Source organism: Kaistia granuli DSM 23481 (genome assembly GCF_000380505.1).
Taxonomy (GTDB): domain Bacteria; phylum Pseudomonadota; class Alphaproteobacteria; order Rhizobiales; family Kaistiaceae; genus Kaistia; species Kaistia granuli.
Genome location: NZ_AQYH01000007.1, coordinates 408,327 through 434,896, shown reverse-complemented (window position 1 = coordinate 434,896; position 26,570 = coordinate 408,327). Strand labels below are relative to the sequence as shown.

Sequence of the window (26,570 nt, the reverse complement as noted above, 5' to 3'; positions counted from 1 at the left end):
GACTGCCCGGTGAACAAGCTGACCGCCAAGACCATCAAGGTGCCTCGAAGCCGTTCACCAGCATGGGTTCGGCAACAAGATGCATGAATGGTGCAACCAAGCGGGCCTCCCGCAGTGCTCCGCTCACGGTCTCCGCAAGGCGGCGGCATCGCCAGCGAACCCTTGCCGAAAACGTAATGCGCCGGTTGAACGCGCGCTGGACTAGGCAGAACGAACCGAAAACCGACCCTTTAACAACAGCTGCTAATTCGTTTGTAACTTATTGAATTTCAGAGACTTTGGTGTCCCGGAAGGGATTCGAACCCCTGACCTACGGTTTAGGAAACCGTTGCTCTATCCTGCTGAGCTACCGGGACTTCGGCCGTCGTGACGGCGCCGGCCCGGACGGCGGAACCGCCGGGCGACATGCTTATGATCCGATTGTCGCCACGGTTTCAAGAGCGCTCGGCAGGAATCTGGTGATGGCGGCACCGTTTGGCGCGGCTGCAAGGCGGCGCATTTGCCTCAGGAGCCGCCCAGACCGCCCTGTTTCCAACCGTCTTGCGGGATGCAACGATGTCGGCATGAGGACTGCAACGGGTCGCCGCGTCCGCCCTGCCCTTCCCTCGACCGCGGCAGAGCGGACGGGCCGGTCCTGTTCGACGATGCGGACCCGCTGGAACTGTGCCTTGTGGATAGCCGGCATGCTGACGGTGATGGGAGCGACGATGACGGATTCGACGGCGCGCGACGAGGCAGCAGGCTCCAGCCAAGGCGAGCGGACGGCCGGCCCCTATCAGTGCGACCTCATCGACGGCGAAGCTGGGATCGTGACGCATGTCATCGACGGCGACACGCTGGTGCTCGATGACCATCTCGAGGTCCGGCTCGTGGGCATGCAGGCGCCGAAATTGCCGCTCGGCCGCCCGGGCTTCGTCGCCTGGCCGCTGTCGACGGAGGCGAAGGCGTCTCTGGAGACGCTGGCGCTGGGCCAGGCGGCACAGCTGCGCTATGGCGGCACGAGGCGCGACCGCTACAGCCGCGCTTTGGCGCACGTCACAATCCTGCCGGAGGGCGGCGAACCGATCTGGGTGCAGCAGGCGATGCTGGCGCAGGGGCTCGCCCGCGTCTATTCCTTCGCCGACAATCGCCAGTGTGTCGGCGCTTTGATGAATGTTGAACGGGCGGCGCGCAATTCAGGGCTTGGCCTCTGGCGAGATCCATACTACGCCATCCGCCCTGCGGCCGATCCCGCTCTTGTAACCCGACACGATGTGTATGATCTGGTTGAGGGAAGGGTGATTTCAGTGGGCGAGCGCGGTCCGATCGCCTATCTGGATTTCGGGCGTGACTGGTCGACGGATTTCACGGCGGTTTTGACCACGGAGGCGATCACCGCCTTGGCGGAATCAGGGATCGCCGTGGAGACGCTGCGGGGGCAACGGGTCAGGCTGAGGGGCTGGATCGAGAGTCACGGCGGGCCGAGCATGCGGGTGACGCATCCCGAGCAGCTCGAACTGCTGGACCAATGGTGAAGTATGACGGCATTCGGTGCCCATCTGCATAGGGAGCGCGCAAGCTCCTGCGGCGCGCTTTTCTGGAAAGCGGCGATCCTCACGGCGAGCCTCCTGCTCGCCGGCTGCACAACCGTGCTCGAACAGACCTATGGTCCGCCGCAGACGACGGCCGGCGCGGCGACGCCGCCTGCCGTCGATCCCGAGCAAGCCCGCATCGGCGCGCAGGAGCATCCGCGTATCGTCGCGAGCTTCGGCGGCATCTATCACGACGACAAGCTGGAAAAGACGCTGGCCCGCATTGTCGGCCGCATCGTCGCTGCCTCCGACGATCCGTCGCAATCCTACCGGATCACCATTCTGAACACCCCGTCGGTCAACGCCTTCGCGCTGCCGGGCGGCTATCTCTACGTGACGCGCGGCCTGCTGGCACTCGCCAATGATTCCTCCGAAGTCGCCGCCGTCATCGCGCACGAAATGGGCCACGTCACCGCCAACCATGCGATGCAGCGCCAGGACAAGGCGCGCGCCGCCATGATCGTCAGCCGCGTCGTCACCGACGTGCTGCAGGACGGCAATGCCGGCCAGCTGGCGCTCGCCTCCAGCCAGCGCAATCTCGCCGCCTTCTCGCAGCAGCAGGAGCTGGAGGCGGATGCGATCGGCGTGCGCACGATCGGCAAGGCCGGCTACGATCCCTTCGCCGCCGCCCGATTCCTCGACCTGATGGGCCGGTTCGCCGCCTATAAATCGGCCGGTAGCGTGCAGGACAAGCGAGTCGATTTCCTCGCCTCGCATCCGGCGACGCCGCAGCGCGTCGATTTCGCCGTCCGTGCGGCGCGCCAGTTCGGCGCCCCCGGCATCGGCGAGGTCGATCGCGACCGCTACCTGCAGGGCATCGACGGCATGCTCTATGGCGACGACCGCTCGCAGGGTTTTGTCCGCGGCAAGAATTTCTACCATCCGACCCTCGGCGTCGGTTTCACGGTGCCGAACGGCTTCATCCTCGACAACACCGCCGAGGCGGTGCTGGCGACGGCGCCCGACGGTACGGCGCTGCGCTTCGACGGCGCCAATCTGCCGGCCGGCACGGCGCTGCCCGATTATATCGCCTCTGGCTGGGTCAACGGGCTCGATCGCAACTCGATCCAGACTTTCACGGTCAATGGCCTCGACGCGGCTTCGGCGCGCGCCGAAGCCAAGGGCTGGGTGTTCCGCATCGCCGTCATCCGCGTCGGTCCCAACGCCACCTACCGCTTCATCTTCGCCAATGAGAGCGACACGCCGGGCCTGGCCCAGGCCGCGACCGAGACGGTGCAGAGCTTCCGCAAATTGTCGCCGCAGGAAGCCGCGGCGCTGAAGCCGCTGCGGGTCAAGCTCGCCACCGTGCGCCCCGGCGACACGGTCGACAGCCTCGCCAGCCGCATGCAGGGCGTCGACCGGCCGGGCGACCTCTTCCGCGTCCTGAACGACCTCAAGGCCGGCGCGGCGCTGAAGCCGGGTGACAAGCTCAAGATCATCGGCGACTGACAGGCGGACGGAGACTGACGGCTAGGTGGCGGTAGCCGCCAGGCTGACAGCGTTCGGCGCTACCTTCCTGTTCAGTTCAGGAAACTGGAATAGGGCCTGGCGCAATCGCGATCGTCATGAAGGGGCGGGGTCGTCTCCGCGCGAACCGGCAGCCGGCACAGCTCGGCAATCGCGTTGACCGAAGCACCTGGCGAGGCCAGCATGTCCTCATAGGACATGACCCTGCTGATATCCGGGAGCATTCGCGCCACCTCGTCGATCATCTGGTGATACCAGACGACATGGGCGCGGGCCGCATCAATGTCATAGGCGTAGGCGTGCCCATGGCGGTAGCTCTTCATGAGCATTCGCAGCACGGTGTCCTCGACGTTCCGCTTGATCAGCAGAAAGCGCACGCCCGGCAGCGTCTCGGCCAGGAATGCAGAAGACTGGATGAGCCCCGGATTGGTTGTTGTGAAAATTGTCCCGGCCCCCGCCGCGCGGGTCACAGCGGCGCGATAGGTATCGCGAAAGCACGCCCTGGCCGCTTCCGGCAAATGATCGTGCCTACCATCGTCCGCCAAGCCATGCCGGTTCAGCGTCAGTCGCCAGCAGTCGTCGATCAACGAGTTCTCATAGCCTCGGTCGACGCCGTCGAGATGGCTGGCCAGCGTTTCAGCCGTGGTTTTGCCTGACCGCGACGCACCAAGGATGAACAGAGTGGAGCACCGGGAACTGGCGTCGATTGCAGCATGAACAGGCCAGGACCGAAGCTGCGTCAGCGCTTCGGCTTCCCGCGCCTCCTCGACACGCCGCTGCGGCTCCAACGACTTCCATAGCTCAGCATTGGCCTTCTCGATGACCGCCCATGCTTCCCCATAGCGCCGGGTTCGGTCGAACAGGACACCGCGGCTAAAGTCGAGCAGCCTGCCCTTGGTGTCGTCGACCTGGCCGCTCATCTTGTCGAACTCGCCAAGAAGATCGATGCGAAGTGTCGACGGGGGCAAGCCAGCCAGTTGGGAAAGAACCTCGCCCGACCGAACCCCGCGCTCGATCATGCTCTCGAACAAGCGTGCAGCCTCCTCGAACCGGTGCAGCAGGATACAGGCCCGGCCCAGCCCGTAGACGACCCGTTCGTTGCTTTGGTCAAGCTGCTGCGCGCGCTCGTAGATGCGCAAGGCCGAACGGCCATTGTCCGCATGCAAATAGAGCTGTCCGATCATCACGAGCGTGCTGACATCCGCAAGCAGGGAGGCGGGCACGGCCAGATTCGTCACGGCATCGCCGACATATCCCAGCCCGACGAGTCCGACCGCCAGATTGCGTCGCGCTTCCGAAAAGGCCGGATTGAAAGAAAGAGCGTGACTATACGCTGCAAGAGCGTCGGCGCTCCGCGCCAGTGCCTGGAGGGCATTGCCGCGGTTGTTGTGCGCCTCCGGATAGGCCGGCCGCAGCGCCAATGCCTTGTCGCAGTGTTCCAGCGCCTCCGGATAGCGCTGCAATTGCTGCAGCGTGTAGGCGAGATTGTTGTGAGCCTCGGCGAAGCCGGATTTTCGTTTCAGGGCCAGCTTGTAATGGCGGACAGCCGCATCCAGCCGCCCTGTGCCGGTCAGCGCGAAGCCCAGCGCATTATGAAATTCGGCCGAGCGGGACGCGTTCTTAGGAGCCGCCTCCAGCAGCAGCACCGCGTCGCCAAATCGTCGCTGCCGGACCATCTCCATGCCGACACCGGCCCTGGATTGCGGCTCCCTGGAGGCGTGGGCGACGATGGCACAGTAGACGGCTTCCGCCTCCTTGAACTGACGCCGGACCTTGTAGGCAGCCGCCTGCCGGAACAATTGCCTATACGCGGGCGGCAAGCTCTCCGGCGCGACCGACGCCATCAGCGCAGCCCCTGTCCCGACGTCAGACTTCAGACGGCCAGGTGTCGCGGATCGGATCGGGATCTTCATGCCATGCCCATGCGAAGTGCGGTGGCTTGTCGATGTCAGGCGGGGCCTGATGTCGTGGCCGGTGCGATGTCCAAAAAAGACGCGTCCGACATCGGCACGGCTGAAAATCAAAAGGGCGCGGCCCGGCCGCGCCCTTTCGGTCAAACGCGGTGGATCAGAACTTGCGGCTCAGACCCGCCAGGACCGCCGACTGGCTCCAGCTCACATCAACCGGTCCCTCCATCAGCTGATAGGTCTTGCTGCCGAAATCCGTGTAGCGGTATTCGGCGCGCACGAGCCACTTGTCGGTGAGGGCATGCTCGATGCCAACGCCAATCGTCCAGCCGACATGCGTGTTGCGGTCGTCGGAGCTGAAGCTCTGGTTCGGCCAGTCGAAGTTCGTTCCGGACGAAGTCAACTTGCCATCCGCGAAAGCGATACCGCCGGTTCCATAGACGAAGGTCCGGTCCATCGCGTAGCCAGCGCGCAGGCGAGCCGACGCCTGCCACTGGCTCTTCAGCTCAAGATTACCGTCGGGATAGGTGCCCGTCCCGTCGAAATAGCCGGTAAAGTCGCCCGACCCCTTGAGGTTGGTGAAGTCGAAATCGCCCTCAACACCATAGACGAAAGCGCCGGACTGCCAATTATGGCCGGCATGGATACCGCCGAGGAAGCCGTCGACGCTGAAATCGTCGTCGAACGTCAAGGGCACGGATCCGTCGCTCACCAACCTGTTATGGTCATTGTCTTGGCTGCCCCAGGCATACCCGCCATGAACACCGGCATAGAACCCACTCCAGCTGAAAGCCGGCGCCGCTTCCTCGATCGGCGGCGCTTCATAGGTGAGGTCGGCCGCATTGGCCACGCCAGATCCCAGCAGCAAGGCGGCCAGCGCGCTGCCGCCCAAAACATTCCGATACATCCACAGCCCCCCAAAAAATCTCAACCCGTCATCGTCGACAGGAGATGCCATCACAATCCTACGTTGTTTCCTTTCGAACGGAAACCAAAATTCATGTCGTATGGCCTACGAATTATACTCAGAGACTACCCTCGTTCGCGGCAACGGGCGCGCAAAGGCGATCGCTGCCCGTCCGAAGCGCAACAAAAAGGGCGCCCAAGAGGCGCCCTTTTTCATTCCGCAGCAGCGTTCGCTCAGACGTCGAAGCGGCTGACGTCGCGGACCGCGCCCTTGTCGGCGCTGGTCGCCATCGCGGCATAGGCCTTGAGCGCCGTCGTCACGTTGCGCTTGCGCGGCTTGGTCGGCTTCCAGCCATCCTTGCCACGGGCGTCCATGGCGACGCGGCGCGCGGCAAGCTCCTCGTCGGAGATCTTGATACGCAACACGCGGTTCGGGATATCGATCTCGATCGTATCGCCTTCCTCGACCAGGCCGATGGCGCCGCCGGCCGCCGCTTCCGGCGCGACATGGCCGATCGACAGGCCCGACGTGCCGCCCGAGAAACGGCCATCCGTGACCAGCGCGCAGGCCTTGCCGAGGCCGCGCGACTTCAGATAGCTGGTCGGATAGAGCATTTCCTGCATGCCGGGGCCACCGCGCGGCCCTTCGTAGCGGATGATGACGACGTCGCCTTCCTTGACCTTCTTGTTCAGGATGCCGAGCACGGCGTCATCCTGGCTTTCGAAGATCACGGCCGGGCCGGTAAACTTCAGGATCGACTCGTCGACGCCGGCCGTCTTCACGACCGAGCCGTTCAACGCGATATTGCCCTTCAGGACCGCGAGGCCGCCATCCTTCGAGAAGGCATTCGGCACGTCGCGGATGGCGCCCTTCTCGCGGTCGAGGTCGAGCTCACTCCAGCGCTTGTCCTGGCTGAAAGCCACCTGCGTCGGCACGCCGCCGGGCGCCGCCCGATAGAATTCACGCACGCTCTCGCTGTTGGTCTGGCGGATGTCCCAGCGGGCGATCGCCTCGGCCATGGTCGACGAATGGACGGTCGGCAGGTCGAGATTCAGCAAATCGCCGCGCGCGAGCTCACCGAGGATGGCCATGATGCCGCCGGCGCGGTGGACGTCCTCCATGTGGACGTCCTGCTTGGCCGGCGCGACCTTGCAGAGCACCGGCACATGGCGCGACAGGCGGTCGATGTCGTCGAGGTCGAAGTCGATCTCGCCCTCATGCGCCGCCGCCAGGATGTGCAGCACCGTATTGGTCGAACCGCCCATGGCGATGTCGAGCGTCATGGCGTTCTCGAACGCGCCGAACGAGGCGACGTTGCGCGGGAGCACGCTCGCGTCGTCCTGCTCGTAATAGCGACGGGTGATGTCGACGATCTGGTGGCCGGCCTCGATGAACAGGCGCTTGCGATCGGCGTGGGTCGCCAGCGTCGAGCCGTTGCCGGGCAGCGACAGGCCGAGCGCCTCGGTCAGGCAGTTCATCGAATTGGCCGTGAACATGCCGGAGCACGAGCCGCAGGTCGGGCAGGCATTCTGTTCGATCAGCGTGACATCGGCATCCGACATGCTGTCGTCGGCTGCGGCGACCATGGCGTCGACCAGGTCGAGCGCATGCAGCTTGCCATCGGAGAGCACGACCTTGCCGGCCTCCATCGGGCCGCCGGAGACGAAGATCGTCGGGATGTTGAGGCGCAACGAGGCCATCAGCATGCCGGGGGTGATCTTGTCGCAGTTCGAAATGCAGACCATGGCGTCGGCGCAATGGCCGTTGACCATGTACTCGACCGAGTCGGCGATGATCTCGCGCGAGGGCAGCGAGTAGAGCATGCCGTCATGGCCCATCGCGATGCCGTCGTCGACGGCGATCGTGTTGAACTCCTTGGCGACGCCGCCGGCCTTTTCGATCTCGCGCGCCACCAGCTGGCCGAGGTCCTTCAGATGGACGTGGCCCGGCACGAACTGGGTGAACGAATTCACCACGGCGATAATCGGCTTGCCGAAATCGCCATCCTTCATGCCGGTGGCGCGCCAAAGGCCGCGCGCTCCGGCCATGTTGCGGCCGTGGGTGGTGGTACGAGAACGATAGGCGGGCATGGTGACCTCGATCTGCAGGCGTTTTCCCTCCTATAGGGCGCCGCCGATCGAGCGGAGCGTCCGAGGGAAGTGGTTAGGGTTGGTTGCACCAAAGATACCGGGATGTCGAGAAAATTTCTCGCCTTCGGCCTTGCACGCACCCGGTCAGAGTGCCATGTCCTCCCTACGAGCGGGGTCCGGGCCCCTCTGGCGGTGCGTCGCCCACCGTGATGTCGGACCCATTAACGCCTTTTGGCCCGGCGACATCTGCTCGTGGTCCATGGATATAGCATCGTATTTCGCCGCCGATTTTCTCGGTCATTCCGTTGGTGCCTGGACGCTCTTCATGAGCGTCGTCGTGGTGCTGCTGGTGCTGGACCTCGGTGTCCTCAACCGCGGCGATCATGAAATCGGCATTCGCCGCAGCCTAATCCTCTCTACCTTCTACATCACCGTCGCCCTGCTGTTCGGCGCGTGGGTCTGGTGGGATCTCGGCGCCGAGTCCGGCATGCTCTTCCTGACCGGCTTCGTGGTCGAGAAGAGCCTGGCGCTCGACAACATCTTCGTCATATCGCTGATCTTCTCCGCCTTCGCCATCCCGCGCGCCTATCAGCATCGGGTGCTGTTCTGGGGCATCCTGGGCGTGCTGGTACTGCGCGCCGTCATGATCGGCCTCGGCGCGGCTCTGATCTCGTCCTTCGGCTGGATCCTGTATTTCTTCGGCGCCTTCCTGATCTTCACCGGCATCAAGATGATGTTCGCCGGCGACGAACCGATGGATCTCGAGAAGAGCCGCATCCTGAAATTCGTGCGCAAGGCCATTCCGGTCTCGCCGACGCTCGACGGCCACAACTTCTTCACTCATGTGAAGAAGGCGGACGGCAAGGCCCACTGGGTCGCGACGCCGCTGTTCCTGGCACTGGTCTCGATCGAGATCGCCGACATCGTCTTCGCGGTCGACAGCGTGCCGGCCGTGTTCGCCATCACGACCGATCCGTTCCTCGTCTACACCTCGAACATCTTCGCCATCCTCGGCCTGCGCGCGCTCTATTTCGCGCTCGCCGCCATGGTCCACCGCTTCGACTATCTGAAATACGCGCTGGCTCTGGTGCTGGTCATCGTCGGCGGCAAGATCTTCTGGACCCACCTCGTCGGCCCGGTGAACACTTTCGTCTCGCTCGGCTCGACCATCGGCATCCTCGCCGCGGGCGTCGTCCTTTCGCTCTGGAAGACGCGCAAGGACGACAAGGCGGCGGCTCAGGCCGGCGCCAGCGACGTCTCCACCAGCCGCACCCAGTAGGATGCGCCGATCGGCAAGGCTTCGTCATTGAAGTCGTAGGCCGGGTTGTGCAACCCGGCCGAATCGCCGTTGCCGATGAAGATGAAGGCGCCGGGGCGCTTCTCCAGCATGTAGGAGAAATCCTCGCCGCCCATCATCGGCGCTACCGCGCGATCGACGCGGTCGGCGCCGACGACCTCCGCCGCCACATCGGCGGCGAAAGCCGTGTTGGCGTCGTGGTTGACCGTCACGGGATAGTTGCGGTCGTAGTCGACCTCGATGCGGGCGCCGTAGACGGCCGCGATGCCGGCCGCGATCTCGCGGATACGCGTCTCGGCGAGATCGCGCATTTCGGAGGTCAGCGTCCGCACGGTGCCGCCGAGGAAGGCCTCCTGCGGGATGATGTTGTGGGCCTCGCCCGCATTGAACTTCGTCACCGAGACGACGACGGATTCCAGCGGATCGACGGAGCGCGAGACGATCGTCTGCATCGCCTGGACGAGATGCGCGCCGATGACGATCGGATCGATGCTGGAATGGGGCTTCGCGGCATGGGCGCCCCGGCCGGCGATGACGAAATTGAACTCGTCGGTCGCCGCCATGATCGGGCCCGTCCGAATGGCGAACTTGCCGATATCGAGCCCCGGCATGTTGTGCATGCCATAGACCTCGTCGATGCCGAAGCGGTCCATCAGGCCGTCCTCGATCATCGCCTTGCCGCCGCCGCCGCCTTCTTCGGCCGGCTGGAAGATCACCACCGCCGTGCCGTCGAAATTGCGGGTCTCGGCTAGATATTTGGCGGCGCCCAGCAGCATGGCCGTATGGCCGTCATGACCGCAGGCGTGCATCTTGCCGGGTATCGTCGACGCATAGGGCTTGCCGGTGATCTCCGTCAGCGGCAGCGCATCCATGTCGGCGCGCAGGCCGATGGTGCGCGTCGCCTCGCCCCGCCGTCCCCGGATGACGCCGACGACGCCGGTCCGCCCGAGGCCGGTCACGACCTCGTCGACGCCGAAGGATTCCAACCGCTCCGCCACGCTCGCCGCCGTGCGGTGCACGTCGTACAGGATCTCCGGATGGCGGTGCAGATCGTGCCGCCAGGCGGCGACTTCGTCCTGATACTCGGCCAGACGGTTGACGATCGGCATTCCGGAACTCCGCAGGTCACAAAAGCGAAGTCCCACTCTAGCTGCGCCGCAACAGAAAATCACGGGCCGGGTTCAGCGACGCTTCACCCCGGCCGATGGTCTTGCCCGTCCTGCGCGTCGGCCTCGTCCCAGTCCGGGTGAGACGGGCCGCCACCGGGATCATGAGGGGGCTCCGACGTCGTATCAGCATATGACGGCGCATGGCTGCTGCTCGCATAGGAATGGCCATAGGCGCCGGCGAAGCCGTCGCCGCTGTGATGCGAAAAGCTGGAATGACGCGAGAATCCCTGGCCGTGCGAGAATTCCACGCTGTGCCAGAATCCGGGACCACCCGGACCGACGGCATCCGCTTCCGGATCGAAGGCAGCGACGACCGGTGCAATCCGGGCTCCACGCTCGACCAGTTCCGCCTCGACGATCGGATCGCGCCGGATCCGCAAATGGTCGCCAAGCAATTGGGTCGGCAGGCGCTGATTGCCCAGATGCCAGGCGAGCCGGGCGAGCGTTGCGGCATCGGGGGCGGCGATATCCGCGAGCGGCTCGACCGCCGCCTCGACGAGGACGACGCGGCCATCCTCAAGCAGCAGGCCGTCCCCCTGTCGCAGCACTGTCGAAGCCGGCAGATCGAGAAAGAAGGACATGCCGCCCTTGGCCGACATGGCGACACGTCGGCGGCGACGCGCCTCGAAGTCGAGCAGCACCGTGTCGGCGGGTGTGCCGGCCCAGGTGCCGGCGGGAAGAACGGAGGTTGCGCGGATCATACAGCACCTCTTCAGAAGAAGCCCCGCGCCCGCGCCTCGGCAGATCCCTCGATATGGGGGAGAAAGGCACAAACGCTGCGATCCCAGACCCAATCCCTGCAAGTTCTAAAACATAACGCAGCGTCACGCCACGGTCGGGTGTCCCGGGCAGGATGGTCCTCGCTGAGTCTCTGCCAGATTTTCGCGTTATCGCCTGACCGACCCGCCTTTCGGCGCGGCCGCGACAAAAGCGCATTTCATTCCATATTCCAATAACTTCGCGTTTCCGATCGCCGCCGGCCAATCCGCCGCTTTGCCAAGTCCGGCGCAGATCGGTTATTCAGGACGGACGCGCCGGTGCTGCCGGCCTCGCGACTTCCCGAGACGGACAAAGCCTGACATGCACCTCGTGACCCGATCGATCGCCCGGTTTCTCGCCCTTTTCCTGCTGATCGGCCTTGGCGCGAACACGGCCGCGGCGATCGAGACGCCCTACATCGTCGTCGATCTCGACAGCGGCAAGGTGCTGGCGGAGCGCAACCCGCACCAGCTCTGGTATCCCGCCTCGATCACCAAGCTGATGAATGCCTATGTGGTGTTCAAGGCGCTGCGCGACGGCCGCGTGAACATGTCCACCCAGGTCGTCGTCTCGCGCCACGCGCTGAACGAGCCGCCGAGCAAGATGGGCTTCAAGGTCGGCACCATCATCGATCTCGACAATGCGCTGAAGATGATGATGGTCCATTCGGCCAACGACATCGCCATGGCGATCGGCGAGACCATCGGCGGCAGCGAGGAAGGCTTCGTCGCCATGATGAACGCCGAGGCGGCCCGGCTCGGCATGGCCTCGACCCATTTCATCAATCCGAACGGCCTGCCCGGCGAAGGGCAGTACACGACAGCGCGCGATCTCGCCGTGCTGGCCCGCGCGCTCTGGACCGAGTTTCCCGATCGCCGCCAGCTCTACGGCATCACGGCGATCCGCTCCGGCGACCGCGTCATGAAGTCGGCCAATTCGCTGCTCGAGCGCTATCCCGGCTCCAGCGGCATGAAGACCGGCTTCATCTGCGCCTCGGGCTTCAACGTCGTGGCAACTGCCTCGCGCGGCGGTCATACGCTCGCCGCCGTCGTGCTCGGCGCCCCCAATGCCAAGGACCGCGCCGAACTGGCGGCCCGGCTGATGAACCAGAGCTTCGGCAGTCTGGCGCTGACCGGCCTGCGCCCGTCGCTCGCCAACTATCGCGGCAACTCGCCCGTCGCCGGCCCGATCAACATGCGGCAGGACATCTGCGCCCGCAAGGAACGCGGCGAGCATGAGGCGGACGCCGCGCAGAACGCGGCGCTGCCGAGCGCCCTGCAGCCGCGCGTCAAGCTGATGGAGCCGGTGGTCGTCAGCATTCTGGGCGTGCGAAAGCCCGATGGCTCGATACTGTCGCCGGCCGAAGCGCAGGCGCAGGAGATCGCCGAGGCCGAAGCCGCAGCCGCAGCGAAGGCCGCCAAGAAGAAGGGCAGCAAGCAGGCCGGCAAGAAGGACAAGGACAAGAAGGCGGCGGCAGCCAAGCCGGCTCCGAAGCCGAAGAAGAACGCCGAGAAGCCCGTCCCGGCCAAGGCGACCGCCAAGCCGGCGGCGAAGCCGAAGCTCGAGGTGGGCGTGCCGTTCGATTCCACCGACTTCGCGCCCCTGCCCGACTCCGCCCTCGCCATCACGCAGTGACGCCCATGACCACGGCCGCACCGGGCCTGCCCCGGCAGCGCCCCAAGCCGATCCCGCTGACGGTGCTGACCGGCTTTCTCGGCGCCGGCAAGACAACGCTGCTCAACCGGCTGCTCCGGGATCCCGACCTCGCCGGCACGGCCGTCATCGTCAACGAATTCGGCGAGATCGGCCTCGACCACCTTTTGGTCGGCGAATCCGAGGACGGCATCATCGAACTGTCGTCGGGCTGCCTCTGCTGCACCATCCGCGGCGAGCTGGTGACGACGCTGGAGAACCTGTTGCGGGCGCTCGACAATCACCGCATCGAGCGCCTCGATCGCCTCGTGATCGAGACCACCGGCCTCGCCGATCCGGCGCCGGTGCTGCAGAGCGTGCTGCTGCATCCCTATCTTTCGCTGCGCTACCGGCTCGACGGCGTCGTCACGGTGGTCGATGCCGTGCATGGCGACCGCACCATCGAAATGGCGGACGAGGCCGCCCGGCAGATCGCCGTCGCCGATCGCATCGTGCTGACCAAGACCGACCTGCCGGACGCCGATCCGGCGATCGCCGCGCGGATCCGCCGGCTGAACCCCGGCGCGCGCATCCTCGAAGCTGCCAAGGGCGAGGCGTTGCCGCAGGCGCTTTTCGACACCCAGCCCTTCTCGACCGACGGCAAGATCGCCGACGTCGCCGGCTGGCTGGCGGCGGAAGCGCACGCCCACGCCCACGACGACCACGGGCATGATCACCATCACGATCACGGCCACTCCCATCCGCACGGCCACCAGCATCCGCATGACGTCAATCGCCACGACGCCCGCATCCGCTCATTCACGGCGACGCGCTCGACACCGATCGCCCGCGCTGCGCTGGAAGATTTTCTCGACCGGATCGCCCGCGAGCATGGCGCCAGCCTGTTGCGGCTGAAGGGGCTGGTGGCGACCGCCGACGCGCCTGATCGGCCGCTCGTCATCCAGGCGGCGCAGACGATCTTCCATCCGCCGGTCCGCCTGTCGGCCTGGCCGAGCGAAGACCACCGCTCGCGGCTGGTGCTGATCGTCCGCGACCTGCCGGAAACGGCCGAGCACGCCATTGTCGGCGCCTTCTCCGACCTGCCGCAGGCGGACACCGCCGACGCGGCGACCATGGCCGACAATCCGCTGGCGATTTCCGGTTTCTCCGGCACCTTCAAGCCCTAACGTCCCGCCGTCCATCGGACGGCAAGCCCTGTCATAACGCAGCGTCCAGGCCCTTTCCTTGACAGACTTTGCGCACGCTGATACTTAAGTGAATGCTTAACCAATCAACCTCGCTCGACCTGATGTTCCAGGCTCTCGCCGACCCGACCCGGCGCATCATGGTGGAGCGTCTGTCGCAGGGTCCGGCCTCCGTCAGCGAGCTTGCCAAACCGCTCACCATGTCGCTGCCAGCCGTGGTCCAGCATCTCCAGATCCTCGAGACGAGCGGCCTGGTGCGGAGCGAGAAGATCGGGCGGGTTCGCACCGTCACGATCGAGCCGGGCGCGCTGCAGCGCGTCGAGCAATGGGTCAATGATCGGCGCATGCTCTGGGAGCGGCGCCTCGACCGGCTGGGCGCCTATCTCGCCCAGTCGACCGACGAGCCGGGCCAGGAGGGTCCGGCCTAGTCCGACCGAAGGAGAGAAATGATGACCGAACGAACCGTCACCCACGCCACCTTCACGCTGCGCCGGGACTATCCGGCGGCGCCCTCGCGGGTCTTCGCGGCCTTCGCGACGGCCGACGGCAAGAAGGCCTGGTTCGGCGCGCCGGACGAGGGAACCGAGGCTTTTCAGCTCGATTTCCGCGTCGGCGGCCACGAGCATAGCGAAGGGCGCGGACCGAACGGCCAGATGTACCGCTATGACGCCACCTACCAAGACATCGTGCCAAACGAGCGGATCGTCTACGCCTACGACATGCATCTCGACGACCGTCGCATATCCGTTTCGCTCGCCACCGTGGAATTTCGGCCGGAGGGCGGCGGCACGCAGCTCGTCCTGACCGAGCATGGCGCCTATCTCGACGGGCTAGACAACCCCAGGGATCGCGAGCACGGCACCAACTGGCTGCTCGACCAGCTGGGCAAGGTTCTGGAGCGCCAGGCGGCCACGACCTGACGCCATCGGCTGGGGCGCGACCGGTACCCGCCTGTTCGATCGGAGGAAAAGCGGATGACTGACGGACTGCACGCCGCCGGGCCGAAGGCCGGGCTCCGCGAATGGATCGGTCTGGCCGTGCTGACGCTGCCGACGTTGCTCGTCTCCATCGACGTCTCGGTCGTTATCCTCGCCTTGCCCCATATCAGCGAGAGCCTCGGCGCCGACAGCGCGCAGCAGCTCTGGATCATGGACATTTACGGCTTCATGCTGGCCGGCTTCATGATCACCATGGGCACGCTCGGCGACCGGATCGGCCGGCGCAAGCTGCTGATGTTCGGCGGCACGGCCTTCGGTATCGCCTCGGTTCTGGCCGCCTTCTCGAGCACGGCCTCGATGCTGATCCTGTCGCGCGCCCTTCTCGGCGTCGCCGGCGCGACGCTGGCGCCCTCCGCCCTGGCGCTGATCACCAACATGTTCCGCGATACCGGCCAGAGAGCCTTCGCGATCTCGATCTGGATGGTCGGCTTCATGTCGGGCATGGTGGTTGGTCCGCTGGTCGGCGGCTTCATGCTCGAGCACTTCTGGTGGGGCTCGGTGTTCCTGCTCGGCGTGCCCGCCATGGTGCTGCTCCTGGCGACGGCGCCCGCGCTGCTGCCGGAATATCGCGATCCCCATGCCGGCCGGCTCGACTTCGCAAGCGTCGGCCTGTCGCTCTGCGCGATCTTGCCGGTGATCTTCGGCCTGAAGGAAATCGCCAAGAACGGTCCGGCGGCGGCGCCCATCGCCGCGATTCTGGGCGGCATCTGTTTCGGCATTGCCTTCGTCATCCGCCAGCGCCGGCTCGACGATCCGCTGCTCGACCTCGGCCTGTTCGCCAACCGCGCCTTCGCGACCGCCGTCGGCAGCATGTTCGCCATCACGCTGACCGGCGCGCTGATGCTGTTCATCAGCCAGTACCTGCAGCTGGTGATGGGCCTGTCGCCGCTTCGGGCGGGGCTCTGGCTGCTGCCGGGCGTCGCAGCCTCCGTCGTCGGCTTCCTGCTGGCGCCGCTGATCGCGCAGCGGATGCGCCCCGCGCCGCTGATCGCCGCCGGCCTGCTGGTCTCGGCCGCCGGGCTGTTGCTGATCATGCAAGTGCGGGCGGATACGGGGCTCGCCGCTCTTGTCGTCGGCTTCGCCCTGATGAACATCGGCGGCACGCCGCTGGTAACGCTCTCGAGCGGCATCGTCGTCGGCTCTGCCCCGCCGGAAAAGGCGGGCTCAGCGGCGGCCATGTCGGAAACCAGCGCGGAACTCGGCTTCGCGCTCGGCATCGCGACGCTCGGCAGCCTTGCCACCACCGTCTATCGACATCAGATCGGAGATCAGCTGCCGCTCGCACTGCCGCCGGAGGCCATAGCCGCCGCGCGCGACACGCTGGCCGGGGCCATCGTGGCGGCGTCACAACTGGAGGCGACCGTGGCGGGTCCCCTTCTGGCGGCCGCCCGCGAAGCCTTCCTCAGCGCCATGCACATGGTCGCCCTCTTCTCGGCCGTCCTGGTGGTCGGCCTCGCGGCGTTCAACCTGGTTCTGCTGCGACATGTCCGGCCGATCGGCCAGGGCGGCGCGCCGGAGCCTGAAGCAGGCCTGGCGATTGTCGGGAACCGAACCGAAAAGCCGCCGTTGACGTCCCAGATGCAACCGGAAGGAGACTGAGATGTCGATCAAGATGCTCATGGTCGCCGCCGCTGCGGCCGCGTTCGCCATACCCCTGGCTCCCCTCGAGGCACTTGCCGTCTCCAAGAGCGAGGCCCAGACGATCTGTATCAACGCCGCCGCGACCAGCAACAATGCCCTGCGCGGCACCATCCAGGTGCGCCGCTCGAAGCCGCATAGCGCGGGTTATGAAGTCGGCCTCGTGGTCGACGGTCGCGAACTCAACTGCATCGTCACCAAGAGCGGCAAGATCCAGTATCTGCAATAGACAACCTCGTCACGCACCCCATTCGCCACCATGATGCCGGCCCCTCGGAACCAACCGATTCGGAGCCGGCATGCCCCTCGTCCTGACGCTCTGTGGCAGCCTGCGCGCGCAATCCTCCAACCGGTCGCTCCTGGGCGCGGCGGAGCGAATTGCGCCGGCAGGCGTCGCCTTCGATCACTATGCCGCCATCGACCGACTGCCGCATTTCAATCCCGACATCGAGCAGGCCGGGCTGCCGGGGGAGGTTGCCGATCTGCGCCGCCGGGTCGGCGCGGCGGATGCCATCCTGATCTCCTGCCCGGAATATGCGCGCGGCATTCCCGGTTCGTTCAAGAACGCGCTCGATTGGCTGGTGGGCGGGCATGAGTTTCCGGGCAAGCCGATCGCCCTCTTCAACGCCTCGCCGCGCGCTTCCGACGCGCAGGCCTCCCTCCGGCTGGTGCTGACGACGATGTCCGGCCGGGTGATCGACAGCGCGGCGATCTCGGTAGCCTTGCTCGCCAAGGGGCTCGATGCCGAAACGATCGCCGCCGATCCCGTCATCCGCCCGCAAATCGTCGCCGGTCTCGGCGCCCTGATCGCCGCGATCGGCAGCAATTAGGCGGGCTGAGCCGCGGCCGCGCCGCGCTCGATCAGGAAGCGCAGCAGCGCACGCTCGCCCTCGCCGCTGCGGTCCTGCCGCACCAGACGGTGGCCGTCCTGCTGGCAGAGATGCGGGATATCGATCGCCGCCATCGGATCGGTCGCCTCGACGAGCAGCAATTGGCCCGCCGCCATGCCGGTGATCCATTTGCGCGCCTTCAGAACCGGCAGGGGGCAGGCCAGCCCGCGCGCGTCCAGCACATGATCGGCGCGCCAGAGATCGGCGCCATCCTCGACTTCTTCACGCATAACGGTCGGCTGGTCTCCGGGACATGGGGGCTGCCCGGACACCGCCGGGCGAACGCTTTCTTAAAGCAGAAAGGGCTAGAAGACACGCTTCGCGACCAGGCTTGTCAGGCAGCCAGCCGTGGCGGAACCTCGCAAAGGGAGCTTGCTCAGTGCGTCTTTCCTTCGTCGGCATGGTCGAGCGCTGGGCGCCGGTGCGACTGCGCGCCCGCCTCGCCCGCTTCGCCGCCGTCGGCGACAGCATCGTCACCGGGCGCGACGACCGCGCCGTGGCGCAGCGCATGGCGCTGACCGCCTTCGCCATCCGCATCGTCAGCGCCGTCATCGCCTATCTCAGCCAGGTATTGCTGGCGCGCTGGATGGGCGAGTTCGAGTATGGCATCTACGTCGTCGTCTGGGTCGGCGCCGTCATCATCGGCGGCCTCGCCTGCCTCGGCATCCAGACCGCCGTGGTCCGCTTCGTGCCGGAATACGCGGCCCGCAACGAACTGGCCCTGCTACGGGGCATCGTCATCGGCAGCCGCGTCCATGGCCTGGCGACGGCGACGCTGATCGCCGCGATCGGCCTGATCGGCATCGCCCTCTTCCGCGACCAGATCGCCAACTACTACGTCATGCCACTCTATCTGGCGGCGATCTGCGTGCCGATGCTGGCGATCGGCGAAATCCAGGACGGGCTGGCGCGCGGCTTCAACTGGGCCGATCTGGCGCTCTGGCCGACCTTCATCATCCGTCCCGTCCTGATCATCGCCTTCACCTTCCTGGCGCTGGAGATGGGCGCCGTGCCGAATGCGACCACGGCGATGACCACGGCGATCCTCGCCACCTATCTGACCAGCCTGCTGCAGATGGCGGCGCTCGCCTATCGCACCCGCAAGGTCGTGGCGCCCGGCATCCGGCACTATCGCTCGATGAACTGGATCGCCGTCGCCTTCCCGATCTTCCTGGTCGAAGGCTTCTTCAACCTCCTGACCAATGTCGACATCCTGATCGTCGGCCAGTTGCGGGCGCCGGAAGAGGTTGCGGTCTATTTCGCCACGGTGAAGACGTTGGCGCTGGTTCATTTCGTCTATTTCGCCGTTCGCGCCGCGACCATGCAGCGCTTCTCGCAATATTACGCATCCGGTGATCGCGCCCGATTCGAGGCGACGGTGCGCGATTCCCTGCACTGGACGTTTTGGCCGTCCGTCGCCGCCGTCTTGGTACTGCTCCTGTGCGGGCGGTTCCTGCTGTCGATGTTTGGCGAGAGCTTTGTCTCCGGCTTCCCGCTGATCTTCATCTTCTCCGCCGGTCTGCTCATCCGCGCCTCGATCGGCCCGGCCGAGAGCATCCTGACGATGGCGGGAGAGCAACGCATCTGCGCCACCGTCTATGCCGGCACCTTCGTCGTCAACCTGATCCTCAACTACACGCTGATCCCGCATTTCGGCCTGACGGGCGCGGCTATCGCCACCTCGCTCGCGCTGGTTCTGGAGACGCTCGCCGTCTATCTCGCCGTCCGCTGGCGTCTGAAGCTGCGCTGCTCGATCCTGCATGTGATCGGCCGGAACAGCACGATCTCGCTGACGTCCCGCACGGAAAGACCGTCGTGACGGAGCCGAGGGACGATCCGGAGGTGACGGCGCTGGAAGCCGGCACCGCCGAGGATAACCCCTTCTTCGCCTCCGCCCTGCGGCAGGCCGCGCTCGCCCATCTGGCCGACGGCAAGGTAAGCCTTGCCCGCGCCACGGGAGAGGATGGCCGGCTGCTCGCGCTCGCGCCAATACGGCCGACCCGCCTCGGCCACCTCATACCGGCCGTCGCCGCCTGGGTTCATCCGCTTGGCCCGCTCGGCACGCCGCTGCTCGACCGGGAAGATCCAGATGCCGCCGCCGGCGCCCTGATCGCCGCCATGGACGGCGCCAGGCCCGGTCGTCGCATCCTGGCCTTTCCTTATCTGCCGCTGACGGGCCCGGTCGCCGAGGCGCTCAAGCGGCAGGCTCGGATCGAGGGCCGCCCGACGAATGTCCTCGGCGCACACCCGCGTGCCCTGCTGCTGCGGGCGTCCGACAATGCTCCGGATCGGCTCCCGCCGTTGGCGCCGAAAAAGCGAAAGGAGCTCGCCCGCCAATTCCGTCGGCTCGCCGAGCTCGGCACGGTAACACTCGACCATGTCACGCAGCCGCAAGACGTGGCGGCCGCGCTGGATGATTTCTTCGCGCTGGAGGCGAGCGGCTGGAAGGGACGACGCGGCACTGCGCTCACGCTCAGACCGGCGGAAAGAGCATTCGCGGTCGCGGCGGTGACGAAAGCGGCGGCGACGGGCGACGCCGCCCTGCATGCGATCCGGCTCGATGGCCGCGCCATCGCCATGCTGGTGAGCTTCCGCGCCGGAGCGACGGCTGTCACCTGGAAGATCGCCTATGACGAGGCCTATGCCCGCTTCTCGCCCGGCGTCCACCTGATGCTGGAAGCCTCGCGCGCCCTAATGGCCGACCCGGCGATCACGCGGATCGATTCGCTCGCCATCGCCGACCACCCGATGGTCGACCATCTGTGGCCGGACCGGCTGGAGATCGGCACGCTGGTAATCGGGCCGAAGGGCGGCGGCTTCGCCCTAGCCCTCGGCCTGGCGCTGGCCCGACTGGAACTCGCGGCCCGTCCGATCCTGCGAAACGGGATCCGACGGGCGCGCAAGGACGTCGCTGCGATGCGCGCCCGCCTCAGCCGATCTGCATCAGCCGGATCGCCAGAAGGCTGATCGCGCCCAGCGACAGCAGCGACAGCACCACGGTGGCGGTCACCCGCATCCCGGCCCGAGCCACCGAACGGATGTCGACGCCGAGGCCGAGCGCCGCCATGGCGAGAACGGTCAGGAAGCTGGCGGCGGCGCTCGCATGCTCGGCAACTACGACCGGGATTAAGCCGACCGAGCGAAGCACGCCGAGCGCGAGGAAGCCAAGGATGAACCAGGGCACCATGTGGCGGAGCTGCGGCCGGCCGGCGTCGGTCTCCGTCCTGTCCGCCCGGCTCTCGAGCAGGGACAGGACGAGAACGACGGGCCCCAGCATCAGCACGCGCAGCAGCTTGATCAGCGTGCCCATCTGCAGGCTGACGAGGGAGACCGGCGCCGTGGCGGCCAGCACCTGCGGCACGGCATAGACGGTCAGGCCGGCGAGGACGCCATACTGCGTATCCGACAGCCCCAGGACCGGGACCAGCAGCGGCAGCAGGAGCACGACGACGACGCCGAGCACGGCCGTGAAGGCGATGGCCGAGGCAACGTCCTCGCCATCGGCGCGAATGACCGGCGCGGCGGCGGCGATGGCCGAATTCCCGCAGATCGAATTGCCGCAGGCGATCAGGATCGCCATCCGCCGCTCGAGCCCCATAAGTCGGCCGATGCCGTAGCTGACGAGAATGGCGCAGGCGACGACGACCGCGACGCCGATGATCAACGTCAGGCCCTGCGCGGCAACCGCACTGGCGCTGATCGAGGCGCCCAGGAGCATCACCGCGACTTCGAGCAGCGTCTTGGCGCTGAAGTCGATGCCGGGCAGGAAGGCCCCGCCCGGTTTCCAGCACGAACGGACGGCGACGCCGATCAGGATCGCCAGAACGACGCCATCCAGCCAGGCACGGCCGAACAGTGCCGCTTCCAGCGGCTGCACCCCCAGCGCCACCACCGCGACGGCGGCGGTCACAGCAAGGCCGGGAGCCAAGGAATGGGGATGCGAAAGGAAAAAACGTGCGAAAAAGCTCATGGGCGCAAGATGCGATCAACCATTCGCGCAATCCATTTCGAAATATATTACCATTCGTTCGACCCAATCGAACGATTACCGCCATGACCCTCGACCAGCTCCGCATCTTCGTCGCCGTCGCCGAACGCGAGCACCTGACGCGCGCCGCCGAGGCGTTGCGGCTGACACCCTCCGCCGTCAGCTCGGCCATCCAGGTCCTGGAATCGCGGTATGATGCGCGCCTGTTCGATCGGGTCGGTCGCCGGATCGAACTGACCGAGGCCGGGCGGATCTTTCTCGTCGAGGCCAAGGCGACCCTCGCCCGCGCCGAGGCGGCCGAACTGGCGCTTTCCGAGCTCGGCGGCGCAATGCGCGGCACGCTGACGATCGAGGCCAGCCAGACCATTGCCAGCTACTGGCTGCCGCCGGCCCTGGTGCGATTTCGCACCGCCTATCCGGCCGTCGGCATCCGCCTCGGCGTCGGCAATACCGAGACAGTGCGCCGCGCCGTGCATGACGGCGCGGCGGAGATCGGCTTCATCGAAGGGCAAATCGACGATCCGGCGCTCTCCAACCGTCAGGTCAGCGAGGACCGGTTGATCATCGTGACGGCGCCGGGCCATCCGCTGGCCCATGCGGATCAGGTCGGGGCGCGGGAGCTGATGGAGACGCGCTGGGTCCTGCGCGAGCACGGCTCCGGCACAAGGTCGGTCTTCGAGATGGCGCTGCAGGCGCGCGGGATTTCACCGGAATTGCTGATCGTCGACCTCGAGCTGCCGAGCAACGAGGCCATCCGCGCCGCCGTCGAGATGGGCGGCCACGCCACCGTCGTTTCCGAGCTGGTCGCGACGCCGCACATCGCCGCCGGCAAGCTGGCGCGCGCCGCCTTCGAGATGACGCCGCGCGCTTTCAGCATGATCTGGCACAAGGAGCGCTATCGCTCCAAGGCGGCGCGTACGCTCGACGCGCTTCTGACCGGTACGCCGGACGCGGCTACCGGTTGACGACGGCGCCACCGATCGAGACCACCGTGCTGCCATCGGCCGGCAGCGGGCCGCCGCCGACGACGGCCGGGCGCTCATAGGGCCTGGCCAGCACCAGCGACCAGTACACCTTGTACTTGCTGTTCGGCGCATAGGCAGTGCCGATGCCGATCTTGGTGACGCCCGGCTTCAGCATGTTGGCGTTGTGGTGCGGGGAATCGCGCCAGCCGGAAAAGGCCTCGGCGAGCGTGCGATAGCCGGCGCCGACATTCTCGGCGGCGATGCCGGCGTCGAAGCCCGAGGCGGCCAGGCGGCGCTTGAAGCTGCCGCCGACATCGTGATTGACCTTGTCGGCCTTTGCCATGGCGCGCGCCTGCTCGGCCGCCATCTTGTTCAGCTGCGGATCGACGCTGACAGGACCGAGGCCCTTGTTGGCCCGGTAGCCGGAAATCAGGCTCGCCGCCGCCTGCGGATCGACCGAAGCGCCGGCGGAATCGATGCGATTGTAGAAAACGGGCGATTTGGGGGTCGTGTCGACCGTCTCGGAGCAGCCCGCCAGAGCGGCGGCCGCGACCAGGGCGGAGAGAAGCAGGGGCAGGCGCCGGCGGAACGTGGTCATGGAACAGCCTCGGGGGGTGAAGAAGTCGATACGGAACGGGATACGCTAGAAAACCAAACGAACTGCGAACGACCCATGTCGAGCGCAGGCTACCCCGGCAGCGCCACGCCTTCTTCCTTCAACCGGCTCAGAATCGCGAAGCGCAAATCGGACCGGACCGTCGCGCCCGTGGCGATGTCGGCGAGATAGCAGCGCAGCTCGAAATCGAGCGCCTTCTCGCCGAAATTCAGGAACAGCACGATCGGCTCCGGATAGCGCAGCACCAGCGAGTGGGCCTTGGCGCATTCGATCAGGATGGTCTTGACCTGCTCGGCATCCGACAATTTGCTGACTGTGACCGGCACGACGACCCGCCCGGAGCGATCGCGCAGCACCATGTTCTTGACGACGCCGGTGATCAGGCTGGAGTTCGGCACGATAACGGTGGCGCGATCGAAGGTCTCGATCTCGGTGGCGCGCACATTGATGCGCTTTACCGTGCCCTCCTCGGCGCCGACGGTGATCCAGTCGCCGGCCCGGATCGGCCGCTCGGCCAGGAGGATCAGGCCCGAGACGAAATTGTTGACGATCGCCTGCAGGCCGAGACCGATACCGACGGACAGCGCACCGGCGACGATGGCGATGTTGGAGAGGTCGAGGCCGGCATAGCCGAAGGCGAGCGTCGCGGCGAAGATCATGCCGACATAGCCGACGCTGGTGCGGATCGAATTGCGCAATCCGGAATCGAGCCGCGTCGTCGGCAGGAAACGCGTATCGAGCCAGTTCTGGATCGACCTCGTGATGATCAGACCGATCAGGAACACCACGATGCCGGCGACCAGCGTCGACAGCGAGATGGTGATCGAGCCGATCTTGAAGCCGAAGAAGAGCTGGCGGATGGTCGCGAACAGGCCGGAGGAATCGACGCCCCACTGCGCCACGATGGCGAGGAAGGCCAGGCCGATCAGCACCAGATGGGCGACGCCGTTGGCGAGGACGCCAGCTTGCGTCACCGAGCGCGGCGCGAAGCCGACCGAGGTGATCAGACGGCTGCCGACAAGGCCGTCGCGGCGGAACGAGGCCGCCGTCACTTCGTCGGTCACCTTCATCAGCAGATAGAGCAGCGACACCACCACGGCGGTCCAGACCGTCTGCGTGGTGAGAAAGCGCCCGAGCGCGACATAGCCCATCAGATTGGCGAGGATGGCGCCGCCCGAGGCAAGACCCGCCGCCATCAGCGCGAGGCGGCCGAGGCCGTAATCATCATCCGCCGCGTCGTCGCCCTCCTCCTCGGAGGGTTCGGCGCGCCGGGTCAGCACGCGCACCATCAGGATCACCAGGATGGCGATGACGATCGACGCGATGCCATCGAGGGCGATGGTGAAGGCGAGCGAGGCCTGTGTCACCTTGGCGAAGCTCTGGTGGAAGATCACCAGCGCCTGCACGGCGACGATCGCGACGGAAAACCGGAACGCCCGCATCGCGACGGCATCGTCGAGCGAGACCAGCCGCCATGGGCTGCGCGTCGGCGCCAGCAGCGCTCGCGACACGCCGAAGGCGAGCGAGAAGAAGACGATCGCCGCGGTGGCGCCGAGCCAGAGCAGATCGATCCGGTAGGGCAGCAGGTCGAGCGCATCCAGCACCGACTTGCCGCCGGTCAAGACGACGAGCGGCAGGAAGGCATTGACCGCGACGATGGCAGCCGCCGAAATCACCTTGGTCCGCATTGTCGGCTGATGGTCGACATCCGAGCGGCGCAGCTTCGAGAGCAGGAAGCGGCGCCCCGGCACCAGCACGGCGACGATCAGCGCCAGCAGGCTGACGAAGACGGCGATGACCGAGCGATCGCTGCGGTTGGCGACGACGCTGGCCCATTCGCCGACGACGGAGCCTGTCCGGCCGGTAATGCCGGGCAGGTCGCTCGCCGCGTCGCCCCACAATCCCGGATCGATCAGGCTGGTATTGCGCTCCAGCAGCGCCGCGGTGAAGCGGGTGCGCCGCCGCTCGCCGATCTGCGACAAGGCGTAGGAGCCATGGCTGGCGGTGGCCAGCGCCTGCTTCTGGAAACCGGCGAGATCCGCGAGCTGCTTTTCCGCCTCCTGGCGGTTCTGCTTGGCGGCATCGGATTCCGGTGCATCAGCCGCCCCGGTCGGCTTCAGCTGCTCAACCTGCGCCGTCGCCGCCGCGACCTTCGGCGCCAGCGCATCGGCGAGCGCATTGGCAGCCTCGACGATTTCCGTGACCTGCTGCTTCAGATTCTTGAAGTCGACGTCGCTGGTGCCGTCCCGTTCGATCGCTGTGTCGACCTTCTCGAGCGACGTGTTCCAGGCATCGATCTGCTTCTGCGGGTTCTCGGGCTGCGCCATCGCGCTGCCGGCCGCGGCCGCGACCAGGATGGCGATGCCGAGCACCAGCCCGGCCAAGCTGCCGCGCGACGCGAGGAATCGCGTCCAACGGGACGTGAGGGAGGTCTTGCAGAACAAGAATGTCTCCTGCTGGGCAGCGGAAGGGCCGGATCGTTGGCGACTGAGCTATAGTATTAAAGATGACGAGAATAGGGAGTTCCGTTGCCTTTCGCGGTTCACCGCACAGCGCCGACCAGTCCTTTGCCCCCGGCGGAGCGTCGACACGGACTGGCGATGGCGAGGACGAACCCCATATGCCGTGGGCCGCCGCTATCCCGAGGATCCGACGCTTGCCCCATGACGCCCTTACCGACGAGGCAAGAGCCAATTTCTTCCGGACGAGATCGGCGTCGGAGATTCTGGCCAATCTCGACACGGTGCTGGTCGGGGATCGGGTGACGCTCGGCGAGATGGTCGATGCGCTCGGCGAGGCCGGCATCGGCCTCACCATCCTGATGCTGGCGCTGCCTTCCTTCATCCCGGTTCCGGGCCTGCCGACCGGGGTCGTGTTCGGCACGGCGCTCGCCATCCTGTCGCTGCAGATCATGACAGGCGCCGACCGCCTGCTGCTGCCGGAGTGGCTGCGTCGGCGCAGCCTGCCGCGCGGCCCGGTGGTGATCGGCGCCGCCTGGGTGGCGCCCTGGTTCCGGCGGATCGAGTGGCTGCTCAGACCACGACTGCGAATTCTCTCCAGCCGTCTGGCTCAGTTCATCCTTGCCGTGCCGATCTTCGTGCATGCGGTGATGATCCTACTGCCAATCCCGCTCGGCAATCAGTTGCCCGCCCTCGCCGTCATCGTCTTCGCCTTCGGCCTGATCGAGCGCGACGGGCTGGCGGTCTTGATCGGCTGGCTGCTGACCGTCATCGCCATCGCCTGGAACACCACGATCGTGCTTTTCGGCGCCGAGCTGTCGATCCTTCTCTACCGCTGGTCGACCGCGATCTGGGACAAGCTCTAGCTTCCGCCACACCCCAATCCGGCCTGCGTCCGCAGCCAGCCAAGCGCCCTACCCGGAGCTCAACGATTTTCTGCGGCTCTCCACCGCAAACCGTCTTGCGCGGGCCGAAAACTGTGCTAGCCTTCACTGAGAAAAGGTTTTCTCAA

General features: G+C 66.3%; 23 protein-coding genes, 1 tRNA gene and 1 pseudogene. 15 read left to right on the top strand and 10 right to left on the bottom strand.

From position 1 onward, the window contains the following. Positions 1–61 precede the first annotated feature (61 nt). Positions 62–151 (top strand): annotated as a pseudogene (locus G342_RS26455) (integrase); the annotation flags it as partial. Between the two features lie 128 nt (positions 152–279). Here G342_RS26455 and G342_RS0111970 read toward each other — a convergent pair. Further along, a tRNA-Arg gene (locus G342_RS0111970) sits at positions 280–356 on the bottom strand. Positions 357–683: 327 nt separating this feature from the next. On the opposite strand from G342_RS0111970, the gene G342_RS23995 reads away from it, so the two are divergent. Next, positions 684–1,514, top strand: a complete 831-nt coding sequence (locus G342_RS23995; protein WP_018183383.1) for a thermonuclease family protein — start codon at positions 684–686, stop codon at positions 1,512–1,514. A gap of 3 nt (positions 1,515–1,517) precedes the next feature. After that, on the top strand, positions 1,518–3,020 hold the full coding sequence (locus G342_RS0111960) for a M48 family metalloprotease (RefSeq protein ID WP_018183382.1): 1,503 nt from the start codon (positions 1,518–1,520) through the stop codon (positions 3,018–3,020). Positions 3,021–3,091: 71 nt separating this feature from the next. On the opposite strand, the gene G342_RS0111955 is transcribed toward G342_RS0111960, so the two are convergent. From G342_RS0111955 to ilvD, 3 genes are all read right to left on the bottom strand, one after another. Continuing rightward, entirely contained in the window at positions 3,092–4,951 is a 1,860-nt protein-coding gene (locus G342_RS0111955; RefSeq protein WP_156830902.1) for a tetratricopeptide repeat-containing sulfotransferase family protein, read from the bottom strand. A gap of 154 nt (positions 4,952–5,105) precedes the next feature. Further along, positions 5,106–5,903 carry an outer membrane protein gene (locus G342_RS23990; protein WP_245557263.1) on the bottom strand — a complete coding sequence of 266 codons (798 nt, stop codon included), beginning with the start codon at positions 5,901–5,903 and terminating at the stop codon, positions 5,106–5,108. Between the two features lie 182 nt (positions 5,904–6,085). After that, on the bottom strand, positions 6,086–7,942 hold the full coding sequence (ilvD, locus tag G342_RS0111945; RefSeq protein ID WP_018183379.1) for a dihydroxy-acid dehydratase: 1,857 nt from the start codon (positions 7,940–7,942) through the stop codon (positions 6,086–6,088). A gap of 259 nt (positions 7,943–8,201) precedes the next feature. Here ilvD and G342_RS0111940 point away from each other — a divergent pair, with 259 nt between their 5' ends. Then, positions 8,202–9,221, top strand: a complete 1,020-nt coding sequence (locus G342_RS0111940) for a TerC family protein (RefSeq protein ID WP_018183378.1) — start codon at positions 8,202–8,204, stop codon at positions 9,219–9,221. Here the strand turns inward: G342_RS0111940 and G342_RS0111935 are convergent. Both G342_RS0111935 and G342_RS25290 read right to left on the bottom strand, forming a co-directional pair. Beyond that, complete coding sequence (locus G342_RS0111935; RefSeq protein ID WP_018183377.1) at positions 9,179–10,348, bottom strand: M20 aminoacylase family protein; 1,170 nt, start codon at positions 10,346–10,348, stop codon at positions 9,179–9,181. The genes G342_RS0111940 and G342_RS0111935 overlap by 43 nt on opposite strands. 83 nt (positions 10,349–10,431) lie before the next feature. Beyond that, a complete protein-coding gene (locus G342_RS25290) occupies positions 10,432–11,109 on the bottom strand; it encodes an urease accessory protein UreE (protein ID WP_018183376.1) in 678 nt (225 codons plus the stop codon). A 379-nt stretch (positions 11,110–11,488) separates the two neighbouring features. On the opposite strand from G342_RS25290, the gene G342_RS23980 reads away from it, so the two are divergent. The 7 genes from G342_RS23980 (at position 11,489) to G342_RS0111895 (ending at position 17,470) form a co-directional block, all read left to right on the top strand. Then, a complete protein-coding gene (locus G342_RS23980) occupies positions 11,489–12,802 on the top strand; it encodes a D-alanyl-D-alanine carboxypeptidase family protein (RefSeq protein ID WP_018183375.1) in 1,314 nt (437 codons plus the stop codon). 5 nt (positions 12,803–12,807) lie between these two features. Then, positions 12,808–13,986 carry a CobW family GTP-binding protein gene (locus tag G342_RS0111920; protein ID WP_018183374.1) on the top strand — a complete coding sequence of 393 codons (1,179 nt, stop codon included), beginning with the start codon at positions 12,808–12,810 and terminating at the stop codon, positions 13,984–13,986. 92 nt (positions 13,987–14,078) lie between these two features. After that, positions 14,079–14,432 carry an ArsR/SmtB family transcription factor gene (locus G342_RS0111915; RefSeq protein ID WP_026304361.1) on the top strand — a complete coding sequence of 118 codons (354 nt, stop codon included), beginning with the start codon at positions 14,079–14,081 and terminating at the stop codon, positions 14,430–14,432. An 18-nt stretch (positions 14,433–14,450) separates the two neighbouring features. Beyond that, complete coding sequence (locus G342_RS0111910) at positions 14,451–14,924, top strand: SRPBCC family protein (RefSeq protein ID WP_018183372.1); 474 nt, start codon at positions 14,451–14,453, stop codon at positions 14,922–14,924. A gap of 54 nt (positions 14,925–14,978) precedes the next feature. Next, entirely contained in the window at positions 14,979–16,601 is a 1,623-nt protein-coding gene (locus G342_RS0111905; protein WP_018183371.1) for an MFS transporter, read from the top strand. Between the two features lies 1 nt (position 16,602). After that, on the top strand, positions 16,603–16,869 hold the full coding sequence (locus G342_RS0111900) for a hypothetical protein (protein WP_018183370.1): 267 nt from the start codon (positions 16,603–16,605) through the stop codon (positions 16,867–16,869). A gap of 70 nt (positions 16,870–16,939) precedes the next feature. Next, on the top strand, positions 16,940–17,470 hold the full coding sequence (locus tag G342_RS0111895) for an NADPH-dependent FMN reductase (RefSeq protein WP_018183369.1): 531 nt from the start codon (positions 16,940–16,942) through the stop codon (positions 17,468–17,470). Here the strand turns inward: G342_RS0111895 and G342_RS0111890 are convergent. Then, the gene (locus G342_RS0111890) at positions 17,467–17,760 is read right to left on the bottom strand and encodes a sulfurtransferase TusA family protein (protein WP_018183368.1); all 294 of its coding nucleotides are present in this window, start codon (positions 17,758–17,760) and stop codon (positions 17,467–17,469) included. The two genes, G342_RS0111895 and G342_RS0111890, sit on opposite strands and share 4 nt — an antisense overlap. 149 nt (positions 17,761–17,909) lie before the next feature. Here G342_RS0111890 and G342_RS0111885 point away from each other — a divergent pair, with 149 nt between their 5' ends. Further along, entirely contained in the window at positions 17,910–19,349 is a 1,440-nt protein-coding gene (locus G342_RS0111885; RefSeq protein WP_018183367.1) for a lipopolysaccharide biosynthesis protein, read from the top strand. Beyond that, positions 19,346–20,497, top strand: a complete 1,152-nt coding sequence (locus G342_RS23975; RefSeq protein ID WP_018183366.1) for a GNAT family N-acetyltransferase — start codon at positions 19,346–19,348, stop codon at positions 20,495–20,497. The genes G342_RS0111885 and G342_RS23975 overlap by 4 nt, the downstream gene beginning before the upstream one ends. On the opposite strand, the gene G342_RS0111875 is transcribed toward G342_RS23975, so the two are convergent. Further along, the gene (locus G342_RS0111875) at positions 20,460–21,500 is read right to left on the bottom strand and encodes a YeiH family protein (protein WP_018183365.1); all 1,041 of its coding nucleotides are present in this window, start codon (positions 21,498–21,500) and stop codon (positions 20,460–20,462) included. The genes G342_RS23975 and G342_RS0111875 overlap by 38 nt on opposite strands. Before the next feature lie 83 nt (positions 21,501–21,583). Here G342_RS0111875 and G342_RS0111870 point away from each other — a divergent pair, with 83 nt between their 5' ends. Beyond that, positions 21,584–22,483 carry a LysR family transcriptional regulator gene (locus G342_RS0111870; protein WP_018183364.1) on the top strand — a complete coding sequence of 300 codons (900 nt, stop codon included), beginning with the start codon at positions 21,584–21,586 and terminating at the stop codon, positions 22,481–22,483. Here the strand turns inward: G342_RS0111870 and G342_RS23970 are convergent. Together G342_RS23970 and G342_RS0111860 are read right to left on the bottom strand one after the other, a co-directional pair. Beyond that, the gene (locus tag G342_RS23970; protein ID WP_018183363.1) at positions 22,473–23,081 is read right to left on the bottom strand and encodes a CAP domain-containing protein; all 609 of its coding nucleotides are present in this window, start codon (positions 23,079–23,081) and stop codon (positions 22,473–22,475) included. The genes G342_RS0111870 and G342_RS23970 overlap by 11 nt on opposite strands. 89 nt (positions 23,082–23,170) lie before the next feature. After that, a complete protein-coding gene (locus tag G342_RS0111860) occupies positions 23,171–25,543 on the bottom strand; it encodes a DUF3772 domain-containing protein (protein WP_026304358.1) in 2,373 nt (790 codons plus the stop codon). A 212-nt stretch (positions 25,544–25,755) separates the two neighbouring features. Between G342_RS0111860 and G342_RS23965 the strand changes: the two genes are divergently transcribed. Beyond that, positions 25,756–26,424 carry an exopolysaccharide biosynthesis protein gene (locus tag G342_RS23965; protein WP_018183362.1) on the top strand — a complete coding sequence of 223 codons (669 nt, stop codon included), beginning with the start codon at positions 25,756–25,758 and terminating at the stop codon, positions 26,422–26,424. Positions 26,425–26,570 lie beyond the last annotated feature (146 nt).

What these genes read in the sequence shown, in the direction of transcription:
- G342_RS23995 (WP_018183383.1), top strand. Translation starts at nt 684, where the DNA reads ATGCTGACGGTGATGGGAGCGACGATGACGGATTCGACGGCGCGCGAC.
- G342_RS0111960 (WP_018183382.1), top strand. Translation starts at nt 1,518, where the DNA reads ATGACGGCATTCGGTGCCCATCTGCATAGGGAGCGCGCAAGCTCCTGC.
- G342_RS0111955 (WP_156830902.1), bottom strand. Translation starts at nt 4,951, where the DNA reads ATGAAGATCCCGATCCGATCCGCGACACCTGGCCGTCTGAAGTCTGAC.
- G342_RS23990 (WP_245557263.1), bottom strand. Translation starts at nt 5,903, where the DNA reads ATGGCATCTCCTGTCGACGATGACGGGTTGAGATTTTTTGGGGGGCTG.
- ilvD (WP_018183379.1), bottom strand. Translation starts at nt 7,942, where the DNA reads ATGCCCGCCTATCGTTCTCGTACCACCACCCACGGCCGCAACATGGCC.
- G342_RS0111940 (WP_018183378.1), top strand. Translation starts at nt 8,202, where the DNA reads ATGGATATAGCATCGTATTTCGCCGCCGATTTTCTCGGTCATTCCGTT.
- G342_RS0111935 (WP_018183377.1), bottom strand. Translation starts at nt 10,348, where the DNA reads ATGCCGATCGTCAACCGTCTGGCCGAGTATCAGGACGAAGTCGCCGCC.
- G342_RS25290 (WP_018183376.1), bottom strand. Translation starts at nt 11,109, where the DNA reads ATGATCCGCGCAACCTCCGTTCTTCCCGCCGGCACCTGGGCCGGCACA.
- G342_RS23980 (WP_018183375.1), top strand. Translation starts at nt 11,489, where the DNA reads ATGCACCTCGTGACCCGATCGATCGCCCGGTTTCTCGCCCTTTTCCTG.
- G342_RS0111920 (WP_018183374.1), top strand. Translation starts at nt 12,808, where the DNA reads ATGACCACGGCCGCACCGGGCCTGCCCCGGCAGCGCCCCAAGCCGATC.
- G342_RS0111915 (WP_026304361.1), top strand. Translation starts at nt 14,079, where the DNA reads ATGCTTAACCAATCAACCTCGCTCGACCTGATGTTCCAGGCTCTCGCC.
- G342_RS0111910 (WP_018183372.1), top strand. Translation starts at nt 14,451, where the DNA reads ATGATGACCGAACGAACCGTCACCCACGCCACCTTCACGCTGCGCCGG.
- G342_RS0111905 (WP_018183371.1), top strand. Translation starts at nt 14,979, where the DNA reads ATGACTGACGGACTGCACGCCGCCGGGCCGAAGGCCGGGCTCCGCGAA.
- G342_RS0111900 (WP_018183370.1), top strand. Translation starts at nt 16,603, where the DNA reads ATGTCGATCAAGATGCTCATGGTCGCCGCCGCTGCGGCCGCGTTCGCC.
- G342_RS0111895 (WP_018183369.1), top strand. Translation starts at nt 16,940, where the DNA reads ATGCCCCTCGTCCTGACGCTCTGTGGCAGCCTGCGCGCGCAATCCTCC.
- G342_RS0111890 (WP_018183368.1), bottom strand. Translation starts at nt 17,760, where the DNA reads ATGCGTGAAGAAGTCGAGGATGGCGCCGATCTCTGGCGCGCCGATCAT.
- G342_RS0111875 (WP_018183365.1), bottom strand. Translation starts at nt 21,500, where the DNA reads ATGAGCTTTTTCGCACGTTTTTTCCTTTCGCATCCCCATTCCTTGGCT.
- G342_RS0111870 (WP_018183364.1), top strand. Translation starts at nt 21,584, where the DNA reads ATGACCCTCGACCAGCTCCGCATCTTCGTCGCCGTCGCCGAACGCGAG.
- G342_RS23970 (WP_018183363.1), bottom strand. Translation starts at nt 23,081, where the DNA reads ATGACCACGTTCCGCCGGCGCCTGCCCCTGCTTCTCTCCGCCCTGGTC.